The sequence below is a fragment of the Phascolarctobacterium sp. ET69 genome (assembly GCF_023336935.1).
GTDB classification, from domain to species: Bacteria; Bacillota; Negativicutes; order Acidaminococcales; family Acidaminococcaceae; genus Fusicatenibacter_A; species Fusicatenibacter_A intestinipullorum.
In genome coordinates, this window is the sequence record NZ_JAMBLR010000004.1 from 99,586 (window position 1) to 121,906 (window position 22,321).

The 22,321-nt window shown below is 47.4% G+C and carries 20 protein-coding genes; 14 read left to right on the top strand and 6 right to left on the bottom strand.

Features of this window, described 5'->3' with window-relative positions; translation table 11 throughout:
- Positions 1-174: 174 nt before the first annotated feature.
- Positions 175-396, bottom strand: a complete 222-nt coding sequence (locus M3079_RS07430) for a hypothetical protein (RefSeq protein WP_249078389.1) — start codon at positions 394-396, stop codon at positions 175-177.
- A gap of 193 nt (positions 397-589) precedes the next feature.
- On the opposite strand from M3079_RS07430, the gene M3079_RS07435 reads away from it, so the two are divergent.
- From M3079_RS07435 to M3079_RS07485, 11 genes are all read left to right on the top strand, one after another.
- Positions 590-1,843 (top strand): DEAD/DEAH box helicase, encoded by a 1,254-nt coding sequence (locus M3079_RS07435; protein WP_249078391.1) that lies wholly within the window; start codon positions 590-592, stop codon positions 1,841-1,843.
- Between the two features lie 10 nt (positions 1,844-1,853).
- Positions 1,854-2,225, top strand: coding sequence for a hypothetical protein (locus M3079_RS07440; protein ID WP_249078392.1), 372 nt, complete (start codon positions 1,854-1,856; stop codon positions 2,223-2,225).
- 11 nt (positions 2,226-2,236) lie between these two features.
- Positions 2,237-3,502: a glutathionylspermidine synthase family protein gene (locus M3079_RS07445; protein ID WP_249078394.1), complete on the top strand. Its 1,266-nt coding sequence runs from the start codon at positions 2,237-2,239 to the stop codon at positions 3,500-3,502.
- A gap of 142 nt (positions 3,503-3,644) precedes the next feature.
- The gene (gene gltX / locus M3079_RS07450) at positions 3,645-5,108 is read left to right on the top strand and encodes a glutamate--tRNA ligase (protein WP_249078396.1); all 1,464 of its coding nucleotides are present in this window, start codon (positions 3,645-3,647) and stop codon (positions 5,106-5,108) included.
- An 18-nt stretch (positions 5,109-5,126) separates the two neighbouring features.
- Entirely contained in the window at positions 5,127-5,966 is an 840-nt protein-coding gene (locus M3079_RS07455; protein ID WP_021716239.1) for a protease inhibitor I42 family protein, read from the top strand.
- Positions 5,967-5,977: 11 nt separating this feature from the next.
- Entirely contained in the window at positions 5,978-6,220 is a 243-nt protein-coding gene (locus M3079_RS07460) for a cell division protein ZapA (RefSeq protein ID WP_021716238.1), read from the top strand.
- Positions 6,220-8,703, top strand: coding sequence for a U32 family peptidase (locus M3079_RS07465; protein ID WP_249078397.1), 2,484 nt, complete (start codon positions 6,220-6,222; stop codon positions 8,701-8,703). Before M3079_RS07460 ends, M3079_RS07465 begins: the two co-directional genes overlap by 1 nt.
- 8 nt (positions 8,704-8,711) lie before the next feature.
- On the top strand, positions 8,712-11,078 hold the full coding sequence (locus M3079_RS07470) for an endonuclease MutS2 (RefSeq protein WP_249078399.1): 2,367 nt from the start codon (positions 8,712-8,714) through the stop codon (positions 11,076-11,078).
- Between the two features lie 114 nt (positions 11,079-11,192).
- The gene (locus M3079_RS07475; RefSeq protein WP_249078401.1) at positions 11,193-12,422 is read left to right on the top strand and encodes an aspartate kinase; all 1,230 of its coding nucleotides are present in this window, start codon (positions 11,193-11,195) and stop codon (positions 12,420-12,422) included.
- A gap of 27 nt (positions 12,423-12,449) precedes the next feature.
- Entirely contained in the window at positions 12,450-13,697 is a 1,248-nt protein-coding gene (locus tag M3079_RS07480) for an aminotransferase class I/II-fold pyridoxal phosphate-dependent enzyme (protein ID WP_249078403.1), read from the top strand.
- 61 nt (positions 13,698-13,758) lie between these two features.
- Positions 13,759-15,042, top strand: a complete 1,284-nt coding sequence (locus tag M3079_RS07485) for an L-serine ammonia-lyase, iron-sulfur-dependent, subunit alpha (RefSeq protein WP_249078405.1) — start codon at positions 13,759-13,761, stop codon at positions 15,040-15,042.
- An 82-nt stretch (positions 15,043-15,124) separates the two neighbouring features.
- On the opposite strand, the gene M3079_RS07490 is transcribed toward M3079_RS07485, so the two are convergent.
- Together M3079_RS07490 and M3079_RS07495 are read right to left on the bottom strand one after the other, a co-directional pair.
- Positions 15,125-15,403, bottom strand: coding sequence for a type II toxin-antitoxin system YafQ family toxin (locus M3079_RS07490; protein WP_249078407.1), 279 nt, complete (start codon positions 15,401-15,403; stop codon positions 15,125-15,127).
- Positions 15,396-15,671: a type II toxin-antitoxin system RelB/DinJ family antitoxin gene (locus tag M3079_RS07495; protein ID WP_021716231.1), complete on the bottom strand. Its 276-nt coding sequence runs from the start codon at positions 15,669-15,671 to the stop codon at positions 15,396-15,398. Before M3079_RS07495 ends, M3079_RS07490 begins: the two co-directional genes overlap by 8 nt.
- 112 nt (positions 15,672-15,783) lie before the next feature.
- On the opposite strand from M3079_RS07495, the gene M3079_RS07500 reads away from it, so the two are divergent.
- Together M3079_RS07500 and M3079_RS07505 are read left to right on the top strand one after the other, a co-directional pair.
- Positions 15,784-15,972 (top strand): hypothetical protein, encoded by a 189-nt coding sequence (locus tag M3079_RS07500; protein WP_249078409.1) that lies wholly within the window; start codon positions 15,784-15,786, stop codon positions 15,970-15,972.
- A 72-nt stretch (positions 15,973-16,044) separates the two neighbouring features.
- On the top strand, positions 16,045-17,706 hold the full coding sequence (locus tag M3079_RS07505) for a nucleoside kinase (RefSeq protein ID WP_249078412.1): 1,662 nt from the start codon (positions 16,045-16,047) through the stop codon (positions 17,704-17,706).
- Positions 17,707-17,777: 71 nt separating this feature from the next.
- Here M3079_RS07505 and M3079_RS07510 read toward each other — a convergent pair whose 3' ends face one another.
- Both M3079_RS07510 and M3079_RS07515 read right to left on the bottom strand, forming a co-directional pair.
- Complete coding sequence (locus M3079_RS07510; RefSeq protein ID WP_249078414.1) at positions 17,778-19,853, bottom strand: penicillin-binding protein 1A; 2,076 nt, start codon at positions 19,851-19,853, stop codon at positions 17,778-17,780.
- A 162-nt stretch (positions 19,854-20,015) separates the two neighbouring features.
- On the bottom strand, positions 20,016-21,017 hold the full coding sequence (locus tag M3079_RS07515; protein WP_249078416.1) for a YeiH family protein: 1,002 nt from the start codon (positions 21,015-21,017) through the stop codon (positions 20,016-20,018).
- 145 nt (positions 21,018-21,162) lie between these two features.
- Between M3079_RS07515 and M3079_RS07520 the strand changes: the two genes are divergently transcribed.
- On the top strand, positions 21,163-22,053 hold the full coding sequence (locus tag M3079_RS07520) for a LysR substrate-binding domain-containing protein (RefSeq protein WP_249078419.1): 891 nt from the start codon (positions 21,163-21,165) through the stop codon (positions 22,051-22,053).
- Positions 22,054-22,069: 16 nt separating this feature from the next.
- Here M3079_RS07520 and M3079_RS07525 read toward each other — a convergent pair.
- A partial coding sequence (locus tag M3079_RS07525) for a hypothetical protein (RefSeq protein WP_249078421.1) occupies positions 22,070-22,321 on the bottom strand: 252 nt, incomplete at its 5' end.

Genomic DNA, 22,321 nt, shown 5'->3' on the forward strand with positions numbered 1-22,321 from the left:
TTAAAATATTTGTGTGCGAGAGGTCAGCTGCGCAGCCTGACCGGAATCGGAGGAGCCGCAGCTTTTTGCAGAGCCGCATCAGTATAAATTTTTCGCCTGATTTTTATCATTTATAAATGCATAAAAGAGAAAAAACAGAGAGCAAATTTTTGCTCTCTGTTTTTTGTAAATATTTTATTTGTTAATATTTCTTTCCACAATCACTGCGCCGTCAGCGGTTTCTGCCGGAAGCGGCGGGGTAATGTGCTCGTTAAGCTGCTTTTCTATTTGTACGGTTTGTTCCTGCAAAATGTTTAAATCGTCGCGCAGGTCATTAATTTGCTGCTGCTGGGCGCAAATCAGTGTAAAAAGTATCAGCATTAATATCAGGTAAAGCCAGGTACGTTTATTCTGCATAACTGCCACCTCACTATTATCAGTTAAAGTTTTTCTACTATTAGAATAACATTTTCGCTGCGGATATTCAAATATAATGTTAAAATTTTTTCGCAAAAAATATTGCCGGAGTATGATATAATAAGCAGGTAGAAGCCGGGCGCCCCTTTTGGGACGCTTTTTAAATAGAATTTTGACAGAAAAGAGGGATTATATGTTACCAAGTTTTAAAGATATGAAAGTGCCGGAGCAAATTATAGAAGCCTTGAAAAATATGGGCATTACCAAACCGATGCCGGTACAGGCGCAGGCAATACCTGCCCTTTACGCGGGGCGTGATGTTATTGCCCGTGCGCAGACGGGCACCGGCAAAACGCTTGCTTTTCTGGTGCCGCTTGCACAGCGTATTGACGTTACCAAAAATTATGCGCAGGCGCTGATTGTAACGCCGACGCGCGAACTTGCCCAGCAGATTGCCGCGGAGTTTAAGCGTTTAACAGGCAAAGAAAGTGCGGTTAAAGTGCTTGCCGTTACCGGCGGGCGCGATTTTGAACTGCAAAAACATAAACTCGAAAATACCTGCCATGTGCTTATCGGCACGCCGGGCAGGCTTTTGGACCATATCCGCAAGGGCAATGTAAGCCTTGGCGGTGTTGGTTACTTTGTGCTGGACGAAGTTGACGAAATGCTTAAACAGGGCTTTGTTGACGATGCGGCAGAGCTTTTGGGCATGACGGCTTCCGGCCGCCAGGTAATGCTTTGCAGTGCAACTCTGTCGGAAGAAGTGCAGAAGCTTGGCCGCCGCATTACCACCAACCCGGTGCTTATTGATATTAACCCCAATGAAGCAACCGTTGATACAATTAAGCAAATCTGCATTAAAACAACGGATGAATACCGCGACCGTGCGGTGGCTTCGTTAATAGACCGTTTAAACCCGTATCTTATGATAATTTTCTGCATGAGCAAGGAACGCGCCAACGCTTTGGGTGACGTGCTCGGCGGTATGGGTTACAATGTTGATGTTTTAACCGGTGAACTTTCGCAGGCCAAACGCAAAACGGTTATGAAAAAGTTCCGCGACGCGAAGCTGCAAATACTTGTTGCCAGCGATATTGCAGCCCGCGGGCTGGATATTGAAGGCGTAACGCATGTAATTAACTATGATATTCCGCATGATGTTGACTGGTATGTGCACCGCATTGGCCGTACCGGCAGGGCAGGCAACGATGGCGTTGCCATAACTTTGTACACGGCAGACGAAGTTAAATGGCTGCGTAACATAGAAAGCAAACTGAATGTGCGCATGGAAAAACAGAATTTAGAAGGCAAAGTTATAGCCCGCCGCGAGCAGACCGCTGCGCCGAAAAAGAAAAAGCCGGCTGCGCCGAAAAGAGGCAGGAGCGCCGTTGCCGATAAGCGCAAAGCGCCGAAAACCGGCAGCAACAGAAGGCAGAAACGTAAATAGGTGATAAGAAATGCTTACTAAAGAAAAACGCAATAAAATTATAGCAGGCGCAATAGTGCTTTCAATGCTTGCTTCCACCGCAGGGTGCGGCAGCAATGAAAACGAAGAACAGGAAGAAAACGGTTCTGCCAATACTTCAATAGTTTATCCGTGGTGGATGTTCTGGCACTGGCCAATGTTTGGCGGCACTACCACTAACGTAAGGCAGGGCACGCCTGTACCCGGCAATACTGCCGGTACCGATGCCAATACCGCAGGCAATTCCAAAGTGAGCGGGGCAGAGGGAACCAAAAGCGGCACCACAACCAGTAAGGTAACAAGCCCTTCAACCGGCAAAACAGGCATCAGCAGCGGCGCGGCACGCAGCAGTGCGGTATCGTAAGGAGGCAGGCCATGCTTAAAAAATCATCCTGGATTGACCTTTTGGACGAAAAAATAATTCCTTACATTGATGCGCCGGATTACGAAACAAGGTATCCGGTTTTAAGCCCGCTTTATCTAAGCAAAAGCGAAAAAGAAAAAATACAGTACATTGCGCGCGAGGTGTGCGCCGTAATGGCAAAGCTTGCCGAAGACGTGCGCAGCAAAGGCAATGTAATGCCGATAGACATTATTAACATGACGCCGAAGCTGACGCCGTTTATTTTGGACGACGACAGCAAATATGTAACAAACATAGCGCGCCTTGATTTTGTAAAGGACAAAAACGGCATTTATAAGGTTGTGGAAATTAACGCCGATACGCCCTGCGCCATGCCGGAAACGTTTTACGGCAATGCCGTGGCGCAGAAATATTTTGCCGGCAGCGAAGATGATGGGTTTGACGCTGAACTTATCGCGCCTTTTACAGAGCTTTTAAAAACAACGCTGAAAGGCAAAATAAACTTCAGCGGCGTAAATATTACGCTGGCGGCAAACGATGCTTACGCCGAAGACTGGGCCAATATGATGTATCTGAAAAATGCTCTGGAAGATTACATTAAAGCGCATTTTGACGAGTACGAATTTGTTAATGTGCGTGCGGCAAGGCTGATTGATTTGGTTGTAAAGGACGACGGCGTTTACCATAACGACGGCAGCGGCGAATATAAAATTGATGTTTTGTACCGCCTGCATCCGCTGGAACTTTTAATGGACGACGAATCAGACGACGGTTATCCTGTCGGCTTAAAGCTGATGGATTTGGCGAATATGCACAAAGTTATTCTGGTAAACCCGGTTAAGGCCATTTTAATGCAGAACAAGGCCATGATGGCGATAGCGCATTATCTTGCCGGAAGCACCGGTTATTTTGACGATGCCGCAAAGCAGATTGTGCGCACGAATATTGCGGAAACTTCAATGGACGCTAAGGATTTTGCCGGGCGCAAATTCCTTAAAAAGCCTATCTTCGGGCGCGAAGGCTGCAATATTTCCATTATCGAGCCGGACGGAACCTTCAGCTATGAGGCTGAAGAAGCCGATGATTGCGCCGATATTTACCAGGAGTTTATAGATTCTGACCTTGTAAGCGTGGAAACGGACGCCGGCAGGTGGGAGGGCAGGTTTACCTATTCGTGCTTTGTAATTAACGGTAAGCCTTCCAAACTGTTTGTGCGTTTCAGCCCGTATGATATTACCGGCATTGAAGCTTTGTTTGTGCCGGTTGTTGTTAAGTAATCTGTGTAAATTAAAGCCGGATTCCGTACCGGCTTTAATTGTTTGTTTTAACCTTTGTAAGCTGTATAAATTGCTTTATACAGCGATAAGTTGTATAATTATAATGTTATAGAGTTTTATTTTTGATTGAGGAGACGATGAAATGAACGAAATTCGCGTGCGTTTTGCACCCAGCCCTACTGGCTATTTACATATCGGCGGAGCAAGAACGGCCCTTTTTAACTGGCTGTTTGCCCGCAAAAACGGCGGTAAGCTGGTACTGCGCATTGAAGATACCGATACCGAACGCTTGAAGGAAGACAGCGTAAGCCAGATTTTAACCAGCCTTAAATGGCTCGGCTTAAACTGGGATGAAGGCCCGGAGGTTGGCGGCGAGGCCGGTCCGTACTTCCAGAGCGAGCGCCTGCCGCTGTATAAGGAGGTTGCCCAGCGCCTTTTGGACGAAGGCAAGGCATACTATTGCTTCTGCACCCCGGCAGACCTTGAAGCACAGCGCGAAAAACAGCGCGCTTTAAAACAGCCGTTCCGCTATGCGCGCACCTGCCGCGATATTCCCGTGGAAGAAGCCAAACGCCGCGTTGCTGCCGGTGAACCTTATTCCGTTCGCCTTAAAATTCCGACAGAAGGTACTTTAACCGTACATGACCTTATTCACGGCGACGTTACTTTTGATTTAACCCAGTTTGACGATTTTGTAATTGTAAAAAGCAACGGCATGCCTACCTACAACTTTGCCGTTGTTGTTGATGACCATATGATGCGCATCAGCCACGTTCTGCGTGCGGAAGAGCACCTTTCCAACACGCCGAAGCAGATTCTGATGTACGAAGCCTGCGGCTTTGAGCCTCCTGAATTCGGCCATATGCCGATGATACTTGCGCCGGACCGCAGCAAACTCAGCAAACGCCACGGCGCAACAAGCGTTGAAGAATTCCGCAGCCAGGGATATTTAAACAAAGCCATTGTTAACTATCTTACCCTGCTTGGCTGGGGCCCCGGCGATGAACGCGAAATTTTCAGCCTTGAAGAAACCGTTAAACTGTTTGAACTGGAGCAGATGAGCAAAAAAGCCGCTGTTTACGACGTTAAAAAATTAACCTGGATGAACGGCCAGTATCTTTCCAGCCTGCCGCTGGAAGAAATTCTGCCCGAAGCAGAGCCGTTTTTTGTAAAATCCGGCCTTGTAACGCAGGAATGGCTTGACAACAACAAAGAATATTTTGCAAAACTGGTTGATGTTGTGCGTGTGCGCGTAAAAACCTTGCAGGAAGTTGTTGACGCTGCCGAATATTTCTTTAAAGATGTGGAAAGCTACGACGAAAAAGGCGTAGCCAAACATTTTAAACCGGAAGCCGCAGAACTTTTGGAAGCCTGCATTGAAGGCATTAAAGCGCTGCCGGAATTTAACCTTGAAACTACCGAAGCACTGTACAATAAAATTGCGGAAGAACACGGCCTTTCCCTTGGCAAGGCAATTCACCCCACGCGCCTTGCGCTTACCGGGCGCACCGTAAGCCCCGGCCTGTTTGACGTAATGGTGCTTTTGGGCCGCGAAAAAACTTTGGAGCGCATGGAAAAAGCCGTAGAATTTATTAAAAATATGTAATATGGAGGGTGTGGAAAGATGAAGATTACCGGACTGTTTTTAGCCTTAATGATGATGGCATCCGTATGTTTTGCCCAGCAGACTGCAACCGTTTACAGCCGCGTGGTAACCGGCAGCGTATCGGGCGTAATACCGGAAACCGACGGAATTGATAATATCAGCCTGCAAAAAAGCGCCAACCGCGTGCTTAACAATGCTGCCGACAATCTGGCCAAACAGCTTGGCAGCTGCCGTCTTTCCTACACCGTAACTTTAAACAGGCCTACGGTTGTCGGCATTTTGCTGAAAGCGGAAAACGGAGCAAATACAGTTTACAAAGGCGTTAATATCGATTTAACCACCGGCAGGGAAATGGCGCTGACGGAAATTTTCCGCGGCGGCGAAACCTTTACCAACATTACCGGCCCTTATAATGACGCGCTTTTATATGAGGACGGCGTGCATTTCCGCGATGCTGACGGCGCAGCCTATACGCGTGTTATGCCGTATAAAAATTTGCTGCCAGCAATCCGCGCAGCCGAAGCCGTAAGAATTTTGCCGGTTTCATTTATGACCCGTGCAGTTGAGGACAGGCTGGTGCCTGTAAAACCGGGCGCTATTCTGGCAATTAAGCTCGACGCCAATCGCAGCACCGGTTACAGCTGGCAGGTGCATCCTTCCGATGCTGCTTCCGTTTTTGAAATTGGCCGTTCTTATATGATGCCTATGAACATGGACGGGCAGACCGGCGTGATGGGCAGCGAAATAATTTTCCTGGCCGTGCAGAACCCCGGAAACTATAAAGTAACAATGGAATACAAACGCGGTTGGGAAATGATGGGCGTACAGCAATTCAGCTTTGATATTGCCGCACAGTAACGGAGGTTTAAATGGAGAAAAAAACCATTACTGTAACCATTTTTAACGAACAGTATAACTTAACAACGGAGCTGCCTAAAAAAGAAACCGAAGCCATTGCGGAAATGGTGGATAAAAAAATGCAGCAGTTTGCGGAAAAAACTCACGTGGTAAAAACCGGGCGCGTAGCCGTTTGGGCAGCGCTTGATTTTGCCGGTGAACTTTATAAACTGCGCAAAGAATACGAAAAACTTCTGGCGGCAGCTAAAGAATAATGGTGAATGTGATGAAACATAATAAAACAATCGAACTGCTGGCGCCTGCCGGAAGCTGGGAGGCACTGGAAGCGGCGGTAAACGCCGGGGCAGATGCCGTTTACATGGGTGGCAAAGCCTTTGGCGCACGCCAGTATGCCAGCAATTTTGACAGAGAAGAACTGACCCGGGCTGTGTATTTTGCGCACATGCACCGGGTAAGGCTGTATATAACGGTAAATACTTTGGTTGATGATGCCGAAATGCCGGAACTTGCCGATTACCTGCTGTTTTTAAATAATGTGGGTGTTGACGGCATTATCGTGCAGGACATGGGCGTTATTAACCTGGCGCGCAAACTTGTGCCGCAGCTGCCGCTGCATGCCAGCACGCAGATGACGGTAACAAGCCTTGCCGGTGTGCGCCTGTGTGCGGAAAACGGCATGGAACGTGCCGTGCTGGCGCGTGAACTGAGCATTAAAGACATTAAAACCATTTGCAATAGTACCGATACCGAAATAGAAGTATTTATTCACGGCGCGTTATGCGTATGCTACAGCGGCCAGTGCCTGATGAGCAGCCTTATCGGCGGACGCAGCGGCAACCGCGGGCGCTGTGCGCAGCCCTGCCGCCTGCCATATAAGCTTACCGACAAAAACGGCAGGGACATGCTGGCAGGAACTGACGCCGGGCAGTATCTTTTAAGCCCGAAAGATTTGAACACGCTGGAAATTTTGCCGCAGCTGATAGATGCCGGAGTTACCAGCTATAAAATAGAAGGGCGCATGAAACGCCCGGAATATGTGGCAGTGGTGGTAGACGCTTACCGCCGCGCTATCGACAGTTACCTTGCGGGCAATTACAACGTGCCGCAGCAGGATTTTGAAAATATTGAACAGATTTTTAACCGTGATTTTACTACCGCGTATATGGTAAGCCGCCCCGGCAGAACCATGATGAGCGACCGCAGGCCCAATAACCGCGGCGTTATGGTAGGCCGCGTGGTAAAGCTGTTTAAGGGCGAAAACAAAGCCGCCATTAAGCTGGAAAAGAAACTTTCGCTGGGTGACGGGCTTGAATTTTGGGTAAAAGTTGGCGGGCGCGTTGGCACAACCGTTAACAAAATGACGCAGAACGGGCAGGAGGTAACAAGCGCTCTGCCCGGTACGCAGGTAGTTATAGACATACCAAACGGCGTACGCATGAATGACCGCGTGTTCCGCACTTTTGATGCCGAGCTTATGGCTTACGCCGGTAAGTTTTACGGCGAAAAAGCCAAACGCCGCATACCGGTAGATGCAGTTGTAACCGCTAAATTGGGGCAGCCTTTAACCGTTCTTTTAACGGATGATGAAGGCAGCACCGGCTTTGGTGAAACCAATTTTATTACGGAAACTGCCCGCAAGCACGCGCTTGATGAAGCCGCAGTGCGCAAGCAGGTAGACCGTTTGGGCACAACCGAATATGTACTTAATAATTTAACCGTTGACCTTGACGACGGCGTTATGGTGCCCATGAGCGAAATTAACGAAGCGCGCCGCATGGCGGCAGAAGCGCTGGACGCAGCAAGGCTGGAAGCCTTTGCACCAAAACGCACGGAAAAGCATAAAGTTGATGTGCAGCTTGTAAAACCGGAAAAGAACATTCCCAAAAAGCACGCAGTTTTAACCGTGCGCACTGATACGGTAGGCAAAGCCCAGGCAGCTTTATCCGCCGGTGCCGATTATATTATTTTTGGCGGCGATTTGTTCAGCACTAAAATTGTTACGGATGCCGATTACGCCAAAGTTGCGGAACTTGCCGCACAATACGGCAAAAAATGGGCGCCGGGCACTCCGCGTATAATCAGCCAGGGGCAGGAAGAATTTTACGCACGGCAGTTTGCCAAATGGCAGCAGCTTAACCCCGATGCTGTTTACATTGCCAACAACAGCCTGTGGCAAATAGCCAAAGAAAACTGCACCCTGCCGCTGTGGGCAGATATGGCGCTTAACATTTACAACAGCAGCTGCCTTGAATTTTGGCACGAAGCCGGTGCCAAAGGCGCTGTTTTAAGCGCAGAGCTTACTTTAAAACAAATTGAGCATTTGTGCGCTGTAAGCCCGATGCCGCTGGAATGCCTTGTACAGGGGCGCATAGAAATGATGGTTTCGGAATACTGCGCCGGAGGCAGCTTCCTCGGCGGGCTGGACAAAGGCAAATGCAGCTTTAACTGCCGCGAACAGTTATTTTTAAACGACCGCAAAGACGCAAGTTTTCCGCTTGTAACCGACCAGAACTGCCGCATGCACGTTTTAAACGCGCATGACCTTTCCCTGCTGGCTAACCTTAAAGCCGTGCAGGAAGCCGGTGTAGAGCGCCTTTTGATAGACGCACGCTATTACAGCGAAGAAGAAACCGCCCAAATGGCAGCGTTATATAAAGGCGTAATGAACGGTGAAATAAGGCAGGAGGAAAACCTGCCCCATACAACGCGCGGGCATTACTTCCGCGGCGTTTTATAAGGAGAATTATGGCTAAGTTTGCAATACAAACATTAGAATTTGATAAAGTTAAAGAAATGCTGGCAGGCAAAACGGCAACTTCGCTTGGGCGCGAACGCGTTATGAACATGCGCATTGAAAGCGATTTTGCCTCCGTAAAGCGTTTGCAGGAAGAAACTGCAGAAGCACTGCGCCTTTTGGACGACGGCAAGCGTTTTCCGTTTGGCGGGGCGTACAACATTCTGCCACAGGTTAAACGTGCGCGCATAGGCAGCGTTTTAGAGCCGGAAGAATTAATGCAGGTAGGCACAACCTGCGAAGCCTTGCGCATGGTTAAGCAGTTTTTGGCAGACGAAGCGGAAATCGCGCCGCAGCTGGCAGAATATGCTGCCGGTTTGGAAGCCTTTCCCAAGCTTGAACGCCTTATTGCAAGCACAGTAAGCGAAAAAGGCGAAATTTTAGACAGCGCCAGCACCAAACTTGCAGGGCTGCGTACCGGCGTGCAGGTTGCCAAAAACCGCGTGCGCGAAAAACTCGACAGCATCCTGCATGACCCCAACAACCAGAAGTATTTTCAGGACGCGCTTGTTACCATGCGCGGCGACCGCTATGTAATACCCATTAAGCAGGAATACCGCTATAATTTCCCCGGCGTGGTGCACGACCAGTCGGGCAGCGGTGCAACCCTGTTTATTGAACCGATGGCGGTTGTTAACCTGAATAACGATATTAAGCGTTATCTTGCGCAGGAACAGGAAGAAATAGAGCGTATCCTGCGTTCCATTTCCGGCATGGTAGGTGCGGATGCGGCCCGCATTACCCAGGCTATGGAACAGCTTATAGAGCTTGATTTTATAGCTGCGCGCGCTTACCTTGCCCAGCAGCAAAAAGCCGTGCGCCCGGTTGTAAACATTGGCGGCGGCATAGAAATTGCCAAAGGCAGGCACCCGCTGTTAGACCCGCAAAAAGTTGTGCCGCTGGATATTGAAATCGGCGGCAGGTTTAACACGCTTTTAATTACCGGCCCTAACACCGGCGGCAAAACTGTTGCCTTAAAAACAGTGGGCCTTTTTATGCTGATGGTGCAGGCAGGCTTGTTTGTACCGGCAGTAAGTGCCAAAATGCCGGTTATCGGCGCGGTTTATGCCGATATTGGCGACGAGCAGAGCATTGAACAAAGTTTAAGTACATTTTCCGGCCATATGACGAATATGGTGGAAATTTTAAAACAGGTAAAAACAGGCGAACTGGTGCTGATAGACGAACTGTGCGCAGGCACCGACCCTAACGAAGGCGCGGCGCTTGCCATGTCGATACTGGAACACCTGCACAAACGCGGCGTGCTTACAATAGTAACCACGCATTACAGCGAGCTTAAAACCTTTGCTTACGGGCGTCAGGGCATGGAAAACGCCAGTGTGGAATTCGACCCTGTTTCGCTGCGTCCTACCTACCGCCTGTTAATGGGCGTGCCGGGCAGCAGTAATGCGTTTAACATCAGCCGCAGGCTTGGCTTGGATGATGATATTATTGAAAACGCGGGCAGCTTTTTAACGCAGGAACACGTACACATGGAAGATGTGCTGAAAGAACTGGAAGGAGAAAGGCGCGAATACGAAACGCAAAACCGCGAAATACGCAGCTTAAAAGCCGAAAGCGAACGCATTAAGCAGGAACTTCAGCACCAGAAGCAGGAGCTTGAACACCGCAAAAACGAAATTCTGCGCAAAGCGCGCGAACAGGCAGATGAACTTTACCGCAGCAGCCGCCGCGAAACGGAAGCAGTTTTAAAAGAGCTGCGCAAAATGAAAACCGATTTTGACGCCAAACAGTTGCAGGCAGCGGCAGAAGCGGCACGCAAAAAACTGCAGAAAAGTTTTGCAGCCGAAACGCCCGTGCCGGAAGGTGAGCTTTTAACGCCGCAAACCGCAAAAGCAGGGCAGACGGTATTTTTAAAATCGCTCGGCAAGGACGGAACCATAATTGCCGTTAACGGCAGCGAAGTTACCGTGCAGATAGGCATTTTAAAAACCACCGTTAAAGCCAAAGACTGCATTGCCATGCGCGGCAAAGCCAAAAGCAATGCCGCCGGGGAAAACTTCGGCAAAAAACGCAAGGGCTTTGCGCACCAGTTCTTTGTATCTAAAAGCATTGGCGCGCGCACCGAAGTTGACGTGCGCGGCATGACTATGGACGAAGCTATTCCGGCAGTTGATAAGGCCATGGATGACGCGCTTTTGGCAGGGCTTACCAGCCTGCGCATTATTCACGGCAAAGGAACCGGCGCTTTAAAGGCAGGGCTTACGGCCTACCTTTCAACCCACGCTTCGGTAAAATCGCTTGCGGAAGCACCGCTTAACGAAGGCGGCAGCGGCGCAACCATTATTAATTTTTAATATCTGTTTAATTAACATTTAAAAAACTGTGCTTTCATAATTAACAGTGTATACAGAATATGTCAATTATGGTACAATATTTATATAGCAGTATTTTTTCATGGGGGGAACCTGATGGCTATATTGGTAAAAAAATTTGGCGGAAGCTCTGTAGCGACGCCGGAAAAAATTCATGGTATTGTAAACAGGGTGCTGAAAGAAAAAAAGCCCGGCGATAAAATTGTAATAGTTGTATCGGCAATGGGCGACAGCACTGATGACCTTCTGGCTTTGGCCGGGCGTGTTAACCCGGAAATGCCCAGACGCGAACTCGATATGCTTCTGGCAACCGGCGAACAGGTTACCATTGCCTTAATGGCAGGGGCATTCTGGGCAAAAGGCCAGCCTGCGGTTTCTTTTACGGGCGCGCAGGCCGGAATAAAAACCAACGACAAATATTCTAAAGCAAGCATTATTAATGTAGAAGCCGAGCGCGTACAAAAAGCGCTTGACGAAGGCAATGTTGTAATAGTGGCAGGTTTTCAGGGCATTACCGGCAGCGGCGATATAACAACTCTGGGCCGCGGCGGCAGCGATACAACCGCCGTTGCCATTGCAGCCGGGCTTAATGCAGGCATCTGCGATATTTATACCGACGTGGACGGCGTTTACACTGCCGACCCGCGCATTGTGCCTAACGCCATTAAGCTTGACGAAATTACCTTTGCCGAAATGCTGGAACTTGCCCGCCTCGGCGCAGGCGTAATGCAGCCGCGTGCGGTAGAATACGGCGAACACAACGGCGTGGCAATCCATGTACGTTCTACATTTCATGAAGTTCCGGGAACTATTATCAGGGGGGAATATACAGTGCAGGAGAAAAAATTTGTTATCCGCGGCGTAGCGCACGATACCAACGTTGCAAAACTGGCAGCACGCGGCGTGCCGGATGAACCGGGCGTAGCTTACAGAATTTTTGCGGCGCTGGCAGACGCCAATATCGACGTTGATATGATTGTGCAGAGCGCAAGCGTACAAAAAGATAAAAACGACATTTTGTTTACAGTAGCTAAAACCGATATGGCAGAGGCTCTCGGCGTTTTGGAAAACCTTAAGGCCGCCATGCCTTTTGATAAAGTAGACCTTGAAGTTAACGTAGCCAAAGTATCCATTGTAGGCGCGGGCATGCTTGGCAGCCCGGGCATTGCCGCCGGTATGTTCGGTGCGCTGGCAGAAGCCGGCATTAATATCGGCGTAATCAGTACATCAGAAATCAGTATTTCCTGCCTTGTGCCCGAACAGAAAGTGGCCGAGGCTGTTAATGCAATCCACAGCCGCTTCTTCCCGCAGGAAGCAGAAAACTGATTGATATAAAAACTGGAGGTAATTAATATGCTGACAAGTATTGCAGCTAACCACGCAAAAGGTAAATCCGCCGAAGACACTATTTTTGCCGCTAACGCAGCGTGCGTTGCCGCAGCCAAAAAAATAGGCGCAGAAAACGTAACCAACGCCACAATCGGCGCTATTTTGGACGAGGACGAAAAACTTGTATGCCTGCCCACGGTAAATAAAGTTTTCCGCAGCCTTTCTACCGATGAACTCATTGCTTATGCACCAATTTCCGGCCTGCCGGATTATCTGGAAGAAGTTTTGAACGCAGCTTTCGGCGATTCCCGCCCGGAAGGCTACATGGCAGCAGTTGCCACCTCCGGCGGCACCGGCGTAATTCACCATGCAATCTGGAACTACATGGATGAAGGCGAAACCGCCCTTACCAGCGACTGGTACTGGGACCCGTACAGCGTGCTCTGCAACGATATGGGCCGCAAGCTCGACACCTATACCATGCTGGACGAAAACAACAAATATAACCTGCCTGCCTTAAAAGCAAAGGTAGAAGAAATTTTAAGCAAACAAAAAAGCCTGCTGTTAATCATCAACACTCCGGCACATAACCCCACCGGTTACAGCCTCAGCGAAGAAGATATGCAGGGCGTAATTGACATTCTTAAAAATGCTACCGAAGGCACCGGCAAAACCGTAACTTTGCTTTTGGATATTGCCTACATCGACTATGCGGGCGAACGCCAGGCAGTACGCAAATTCTTTAAAAAGATTTCCAACCTGCCTGCCAACATTTTAACAATCGTTGCATACAGCATGTCCAAAGGCTTTACTATGTACGGCCAGCGCACAGGCGCAATGATAGGCGTTTCTTCTTCCAAAGAAGTTATTGACGAATTTAAAGGCATTAACCAGTACACCAGCCGCGCAACCTGGTCTAACATTAACCGCCCTGCCATGAAAACACTGGCAACCGTTTACAAAGACCCGGAACTGCTGGCAGCCGTACAAAAAGAACGCAACGACTATTACCAGATGATTAAAGCCCGTGCTGATTTATTTATGAAAGAAGCAAACGAGTGCGGATTGAAATGCCTTCCGTATATTGCAGGCTTCTTCCTTTCCATTCCGGATACCGACCCGGAAGCAGTATGCAACAAACTGCACGATGACAACATCTTTGCAGTGCCTCTTAAAGCAGGCATCCGTATTGCACTGTGTGCAGTACCGCTTAAAAAAATCGGCGGTATGGCAGCTAAAATCAAAGCAGCACAGGACGCAGTACACAAATAATAAACAATGCATTGAAGTTTGCGAGGGGAATCTTGAAATATAAGAAAGGGAGAGATGGATTGTGAACAAAACAGACATGAAGTACAAAGCTTATATTCAGATTCTGGAGGAAGAACTTAAACCTGCTATGGGCTGTACCGAGCCGATTTCTTTAGCCTATGCAGCGGCAGTTGCGGCAAAATATATGGACGGCCTGCCAGACAAAGTATTGGTTGAAGCAAGCGGCAGTATCATTAAAAACGTAAAATCGGTAATCGTCCCCAACACCAACCATATGAAAGGCATTCCTGTTGCTGCGGCAGTAGGCATTATTGCCGGTAACCCGGATAAAGAACTGGAAGTTTTAGCCGATGTTACCCCCGAACAGATTGCCAAAATGCAGGAGTTTTTGCAGCATACCGAAATTACCACCAAACATATCGAACTTGGCTGCACCTTTGACATTATCATTACCCTGTATCAAGGCGAACACTATGTTAAAGTGCGCATTGCCAACGACCATACCAACGTTGTACTGATTGAAAAAGACGGTGAAAAACTTAAATACATTCCCGTTAACGGCGAAACCAACGAAGGCCTTACCGACAGAACCCTGCTTAACCTGGCCGACATTTATGATTTTGCCAACACCGTAGACGTTGAAGATTTGAAACACGTTCTTGACCCGCAGATTAAATGCAACATGGCCATTGCAGAAGAAGGCCTGCGCAACAACTACGGCGCCAATATCGGCAGCGTGCTTTTAAAAATGGCCGGCGAAAACCCGGACGTACGTACCCGCGCACGCGCTATGGCAGCAGCAGGCAGCGATGCCCGCATGAACGGCTGCGAAATGCCGGTTGTAATCTGCTCCGGCAGCGGCAACCAGGGCATGACCACTTCCATTCCTGTTATTGTTTACGCACAGGAACTTAAAGTATCCGAAGAAAAACTTTACCGTGCTCTTGCACTTGCAAACCTCGTAACCATCCACGAAAAAACTCCTATCGGCGTACTTTCCGCATTCTGCGGCGCAGTAAGCGCAGGCGCAGGCGCAGGTGCAGGCATTGCTTACCTGCATGGCGCAACGCTTGAAGAAATCGGCCACACCATTACCAACGCCGTAGGCGTAACCAGCGGCATGATTTGCGACGGTGCAAAAGCATCCTGCGCAGGCAAAATTGCCAACTCCGTTGAAGCAGGCATTATCGGCTACAATATGTGCAAAACCGGCAATAACTACCAGCCCGGCGACGGCATTGTAGGCAAAGATGTTGAAGAAACCCTTGCCAACGTTGGCACTCTGGCTAAAAAAGGCATGGAAAAAACCAATGAAGTTATCATCGACATCATGATTAAAGAATGATGCAAAACGCTTAAAATTGAATAAGCAAACTAAAAGGCACTGTACTTTTGCGGTACAGTGCCTCTTGCTGTATAAAATCAAATTAAAATAATTCGCTGTGGCTGCCTGTTCTAACGGCAACTAAAACCATAGCATCATCATAAATTTTGTAAATTAATAACCAGTCGGCTTCAATATGACATTCACGCATATTTTTGTAATTCCGTGAATTAACTAACAAATGGTCACGGTATTGCGCCGGAAGTTTTTCCTGTTTTTGTAAAATATCAATTACTTTATGCAGCTTTTCAATGTTTAAACCTTGCTTTGTTATTTTCTTAATATCTTTTTTAAACTGATTGGTATATTCAAGGTTAAGCATTTATGTCATCCATCATTTCTTCAAAAGATTTAAACGGCCCGTGTAAATTACGCCTGTTTTCAGCATCATCCATAGCTTTATAAGTTTCTGCATTTGGTTCATCATTTAATACTAAATCAAAGGGAATTCCCTGACGCCTTATTACTGCGGCAATAAATAAATTAATAGCGGCAGAAGATGTTAAGCCTAACTGGGAAGTTACACGTTCAAATTCTTTTTTTATTTCCGGTTTAATTCTGGTATTGATAACAGCTGTTGCCTGTGGCATAATTATCACCTCTTTTATAAAATTGTATCATAATTGATTTACATTGTAAATACAATGGTAGATAAATTCACGTACCCTGAATTTCATAATAAAAAGTGAAATAAGAAAGATTGTGCTTTTGTGCGATTACGGTTATAAAACCGGTGGTGAAGTTATTGAAATTCATCCGTTTGTTAATCGCAAAGAACGCAACGAAGAAATCTGCCGTTTATATTACGAAAAAGGCGTTTCGCAGTTGTTTTTGGCAAATTTGTTTAATATGAGCCAGCCTTCGGTTTCGGTAATTGTTAACAAAAAGTAGCGGTTTCTTTTTTGGCAAAAAACAGCTTATGCGGTATAATATTATTATAGCCTGCATAAAAGGAGAAAAACTATGCTGAAACTTACTTTGCCAAATGGTATTATAAAAGAATATCCGGAAGGAATTACGCTTTTGGAGGTTAGCCGTGAACTGAACGATTTTTACAGCCAGCCGGTGGTGGAAGGCATTTTTAACGGCGTCGGCACCGATTTGCAGAAGCCTTTGCACAGCGACGGCATTGTTGATTTTATAACCTGGGATACGGAAGAAGGACGCCGCGTTTATGTGCGCAGCCTGCTGTTTTTGTTTTTGTATGCCATTAAAACACTTCGCCCCGAGGTGCAGCTGGAGGTTTGCAATTCGATAGGCAGTGCTTTGTATTGCGATATTACCAACGGCATTGTGCTCAGCAAATACGATTTGCGCGATATTGATTTGTTTATGCGTAAACTTATTGCGGCGCAGGAGCCTATTGTTTACAGCACTATCAGCAGGGCGGAAGCCGAAAAAATTCTGGTGGAACGCCGTGAGGACGACCGTTTGCAGCTTTTGGGCAACACGCCCGGCGCGCAGACGCTTACGGTGTATAAGCTGCGTGATTATATGGAGTATTTTTTTGGCGCCATGATGCCGGATTGCAGTTACTTAAAGCAGTTTGAACTGATAAATTATGAGAACGGCATAATTATTAATTACCCCGATAAATGCTGCATGGACAGGCTTGATAAGTTTGAGCCGAGCGATGCTTTAAACGGTATGTTCCACGAATTGCAGGATTGGTCGGCAAAAATTAACTGCAACACTGTTGCCAAACTGAACCGTATTATAAGCTGCGGTTATGCCAACGGCATTATTCAGGTGGCAGAGGCTTTGCACGAAAAGAAAATTGCAGGTATTGCCGATAAAATTGCCGCCAGCAATAAAGATGTGCGGCTGGTGCTTATTGCAGGGCCTTCTTCTTCCGGCAAAACCACGTTTGCCCAGCGTTTAAGCATACAAATGGTGGTTAACGGTTTGCGCCCTGTACCTGTTTCTATGGACGATTATTTTAAAGACAGGCACGATACGCCGAGAAAGCCTGACGGTACTTTCGATTTTGAAAGCGTAGACGCCGTTGATTTGGAACTTTTTAATGACCACTTGCGCCGCCTGTTGGCAGGGGAGTGCGTTAAAATGCCTAAGTATAATTTCCGCAGCGGCATGAGGGAATACCGCGGGCGTGAAATTCAGCTTGGCGAAAATGATGTTTTGGTTGTTGAAGGCATCCACGCGCTTAATGAGCGTATTTCCGAAGCCGTGCCTGCCAACAATAAAATGAAAATTTACATCAGCGCTTTAACGCCCATGCAGCTTGATTCCTACAACCGCATCCACACAACGGATATGCGCCTTTTGCGCCGCATTGTGCGCGATTCGCAGTTCCGTTCGCACGATGCGTTGATGACGCTGAAATTATGGGATGATGTGCGGCGGGGGGAAGAACAGTATGTATTTCCGTTTCAGGACAGCGCCGATATTATGTTTAATACTTCGCTGGTGTACGAGTTTGCCGTGCTTAAAAAATATGCCGAGCCGCTGCTGAAGCTGATTCAGCCGGATGAAACCGTTTACACACGCGCGCAGCGCCTGCTTGAACTTTTAAGCCATGTGCGCGGCATGGATGATGCGGCGATACCGACCAATTCTATTTTAAGGGAATTTATCGGCGGTTCTATTTTTAAAGAGGCATTGTAAAAATAAAAAAGGGTATAAAAAATCCCATCCGTTTTATGAACGTAAAGTTCGCGGCGGATGGGATTTGTTTTTTAGTTGGCCGGTGTAGGCTTGTTGCTTACAACCGGTTTGGCGTTGTTGGCAGCGTTGCCTTCCAGAATTTCACGCACACGGTCGCGCATGCTTGGTTTCTGGGGTGCAGGCTGAGAGCCTCCGGCTGCTTCTTCGGCAGCTTTTTTGGCTGCGGGTTTGTTTTTGTCTTTATCAGCGTCTTTGCTGTCTTTTTTGTCTTTGTCCTTATCTTTGTCGCTGTCCTGTTCAATTTTGGGTTCGGGCGGAATTTCCACGCCGCTGGGGCGTACAAAGTCTACCGCAGGAAGGTTGGCAACGGCGTTAACCATGTAGCTGCGCCAAATGCTGAGCGGCTGCATGGAGCCGTACATATATTCAAGGGCGCGGCCGTTATCGTCACCAATCCACACGGCGGTGGAAAGGTTAGGCGTAAAGCCTACAAACCATGCGTCTTTAAAGTCGTCGGTTGTACCGGTTTTGCCAGCTGCCGGGCGGCCAATGCCTGCGCCTGCTGCCGTGCCGTTTACAAATACGCCTTTCATCATGTCAACAGTTAAATATGCTGCGCGCGGGTCAACTGCTTCGCGGCGTTCGGTTTTGTTTTCAAAAATCACTTTGCCGTTGCGGTCTTCAATTTTTAAAATGCCAATCGGTTTAACGTAAACGCCGCCGTTGGCTATTGCGCCGTAAGCTGCGGCCATTTCAACAGGAATTACGCCTTTGCTTAAGCCGCCGAGTGCCATGGCAAGGTTGGCGTCGCTGTATGCGCCGTCTTCAACCAAAGTGGTAATGCCAAGGTTTTTGGCTGTTTGCAGAATTTTATCCACGCCAACCTGCTGCGCTACAAGTACGGTAGGTACGTTCATGGAGCGGGTAAGTGCGGTGCGCAGGCTTACTTTGCCGTGCCATTTTAGGTCGGAGTTCTGAGGAGTCCAGCCCTGTGCAAATTCGGTTTCCTTATCTTCAACTACGCTGGCTGGGGTAAAGCCGTTATCCATGGCGGTAAGGTAAACAAAAGGCTTAAAGCTGGAACCCGGCTGGCGTACTGCCATAATTGCGCGGTTGAATTTGTCTTCGGCGCGGCCGCCAATCATTGCTTTAATGTAGCCGGTGGTAGGGTCTAACGAAACGAGCGCTACCTGCGGCTGGGTAAGTTTGTTGTCGTCGGTGTAGTAATTGGGCAGGTACTGCAAGGCGTCAACTGCTGCCTGCTGCATATCGCTGTTAATGGTGGTGTAAATTTTAAGCCCGCCTTTATACAGCGCGTCGGCACCGAATTTATCAATAATAAACTGGTTGCAGTAATCAAAAAAGTAAGAGAGGTATTCTTTTTTATCCTGCGTTTCGCTTACATGCACGGCAATTTTTTCGGCTTTGGCTTCATCGGCCTGAGCCTGGGTAATATAGCCGTATTTTACCATCTGGTCAAGCACAAGTTCCTGGCGTTCTTTGCTGGCTTTGGGGTTTTCCAGCGGGTTGAAGTAGTTAGGGCTTTTAGGAATGGCTGCCAGCGTTGCTGCTTCGGCAAGGTCAATGTCTTCTACATGTTTGCCAAAGTAGTAAAGCGAGGCACATTCTACGCCGTAAGTGCCCTGGCCGAAATAAATGCGGTTCAGGTACATGTTTAAAATTTCGTCTTTGGTATAGCGTTCTTCAAGCTGGCGTGCAATAAAGGCTTCTTTAATTTTACGGGTAATGGTACGCTCGTTTGTTAAAAAAGCATTTTTGGCAAGCTGCTGGGTAATGGTGCTGCCGCCCTGTACGTCGCCGCCGGTAAGGGTTACTACCAGTGCGCGCGCGGTGCCGCGGATATCAATGCCGCCGTGTTCGTAAAAGCGGGCGTCTTCAATAGAAATAAAGGCTTCCTGCAGGTGCTTCGGCATTTTGTCAAGACTTACGGGAATGCGGCGTTCTTCGGATGCGGTGGTGTAGATAAGTTCGCCTTTATCGTCAAAATACTGCGAAGCAGCATCCGGGCGCAGCGAATCTTCAATATCTACCGCAGGCAGCAAACCGGCAAGGCCCCAGAAAGCAGCGCCTGCCAGCACGATTAATGCTGTAAGTACGCAGATTACTGTTTTAAAAAAGTTTCCCATTAAATTAACCTCGGTTCTGTAAATATTGTAATAACAGCTGAAACATTCCCAATTATTATACCACACTTTAATTTAAAAGGGTACAACGGCAATGTAAAACAGCACCGCGCAAAGTAGATTTTTGGTGAAATTTGCGGGTGCTGTGGGGAATATTTGTGAACTTTACCAGATTCCTAAAATATGCTGCATGCCAATGCTTACCAGTGCAATGAAAATCCAGCATACAAGGCCGAGCAAAATCGGTTTGCCGCCGCTTTTTACAATGCTTACAAGGTTGGTGTTAAGGCCTATGGCGGCCATTGCCATTGCAATCATAAATTTGCCTATCGCAGGAAGCTGGGCAAGTACCGGCAGGCTTTCACCGGCAAGGGTGTTAAAAATTGCCGCTATTACAAAGTAAAGAATGAACATGGGGAAGATGGAGGTAATTTTAACATCGGCTGCCGTATTTTTGGTTTTGGATGTTATGTAGGCGAGCCCGAGGCAGATAGGTATAATTGCAAGCGTTCTGGTTAATTTAACAATGGTTGCGTAGTTTAGGGCTGTATCGCTGCCGTGCGCGCTGGCCCATGTTTGCCCTGCGGCAACTACGCTGCTGGTATCGTTAATGGCCGTTCCTGCCCACATGCCAAAGCCTGTATCGGTAAAGCCAAGCATATCGCCAAGTGCGGGGAACAGGAAGGCTGCCACAACATTAAACAGAAAAATTACAGAAATCGACTGGGCAATGTCTTTATCGGAGGCTTTAATAACCGGCGCTGCCGCTGCAATGGCGCTGCCGCCGCAAATGGAAGAACCCACGCCGACAAGCGTTGCAATATCGCGGTCTATGTTCATAATTCTGCTTAAAATGTAAGCTGTAATTAATGCCGTTCCGATAGTTGAAACAATAATTAGTAAAGACTGTGAGCCGACTGCTAAAATTTCAAATAAATTCATGCCGAAGCCTAAAAGAATGATGGAATATTGCAGTATTTTTTTGGCAGTAAACTGAATTCCGGGCTGAAAAAATGCGGGCCGTTTCCAAAAAGCGGCTGTAAGGCCGAATAAAATTGCAAAAACGGGTGCGCCAACAACCGGGAAAAGTTTGCCAAGATAGGTTGCAGGAACTGCCAGCGCAAAGCAGAATAAAATTCCGCGTAAATTTTTGTTGATGAAATCCATGCGTTTAAACTTCCTTTCATTAATTAAGATGTAAAATATTAAAACGTTCCGTGAACTGGTTGCAAACAAAGTATAAATGATTTACAATAATTAGTAAAATGAATTATTATAATAAAATCAATTAAATTTTATAATGAGGTTAACGATGATAGAAGAACTTGAAACACTTTTAGCCGTTGCGGAATACCGTAATTTTACCAGGGCGGCGCAAAAACGTAATATATCGCAGCCAACTGCCAGTGTGCAGATAAAAAAGCTGGAAGAATTTTTTGGCGCATCTTTAATAGAAAGAACTGCAAAACATAAAAACGTGGCGTTAACTTCTGCCGGAAAAATTCTTTTGCAAAGTGCCGGGAACATTTGCGCGGAAATTGAATATGCAAAAGCGGCTATCGGCGGCTGGCAGGAAAAACTTGAAGGTGTGCTGCGCATCGGCGCAAGCCAGACGATTGGCGAATACTTTTTGCCGGAGTATCTTGGCAGGTTTACCAAAAAATACAGCCAACTGGAGCCGGAAATTATAATTGGGAACACAAAACATATTGTAAACCTGCTTTTAAACGGCGAGATTGATGTGGGGCTGGTTGAAGGCGAAGTGCAGGAAAGCGGAATAAACGCAGAGGCGTTTTACCGCGACAGGCTGGTTGTTATTGCGGCTGCCGGGCATGAAGCCGACGGCAATATGCGCTGGATTATACGCGAGGAAGGTTCGGCCTCTCGCGAGCAGTGGGAAAGTTTTGTGCGCGAAAGCAACATAAATATAAACAGAAGACCGGTAATTTTTAATACGAATTTTGCCGTTAAAGAGGCGGTTAAAAATAATTTGGGCTGCGCGCTGATATCGGAACATATTGCCGTGCAGGCGCAGCGTGCCGGGGAAGTAAGCATTGCGGATAATTACCCTGCTGCCCGGCGTGATTTTTACTGCCTTACGCTGCACAGCAGGGCCGAACGGCGTGCTGTAACTGTTTTTAAAGAAGATTTGCACGAAAACTTTGCGAAAAATGAAGGAAATAAAAATAAAAATGAGGATTAATAAGCAAAAGAAAAATTTATGTAAAATTTAGCTGTAAATTGCTGAAAATAGTATCAAATTTATGTTTGCTTTTAACAGGCAGATTTAATATAATAATAACACGCTGTGATGCGGCACTGAAAAATTTGAAAAAAATAATTTCAAAAAAGTAGTTGACAAAATGTTGAAAACGTTGTAAACTACAAAAGCTGTCAAACATCAGCAGCACCTTGAAAACTGAACAAGAACCAAGAAAAAGCGAATGTGCGGGCGAGTTTGCTGGAAGTGA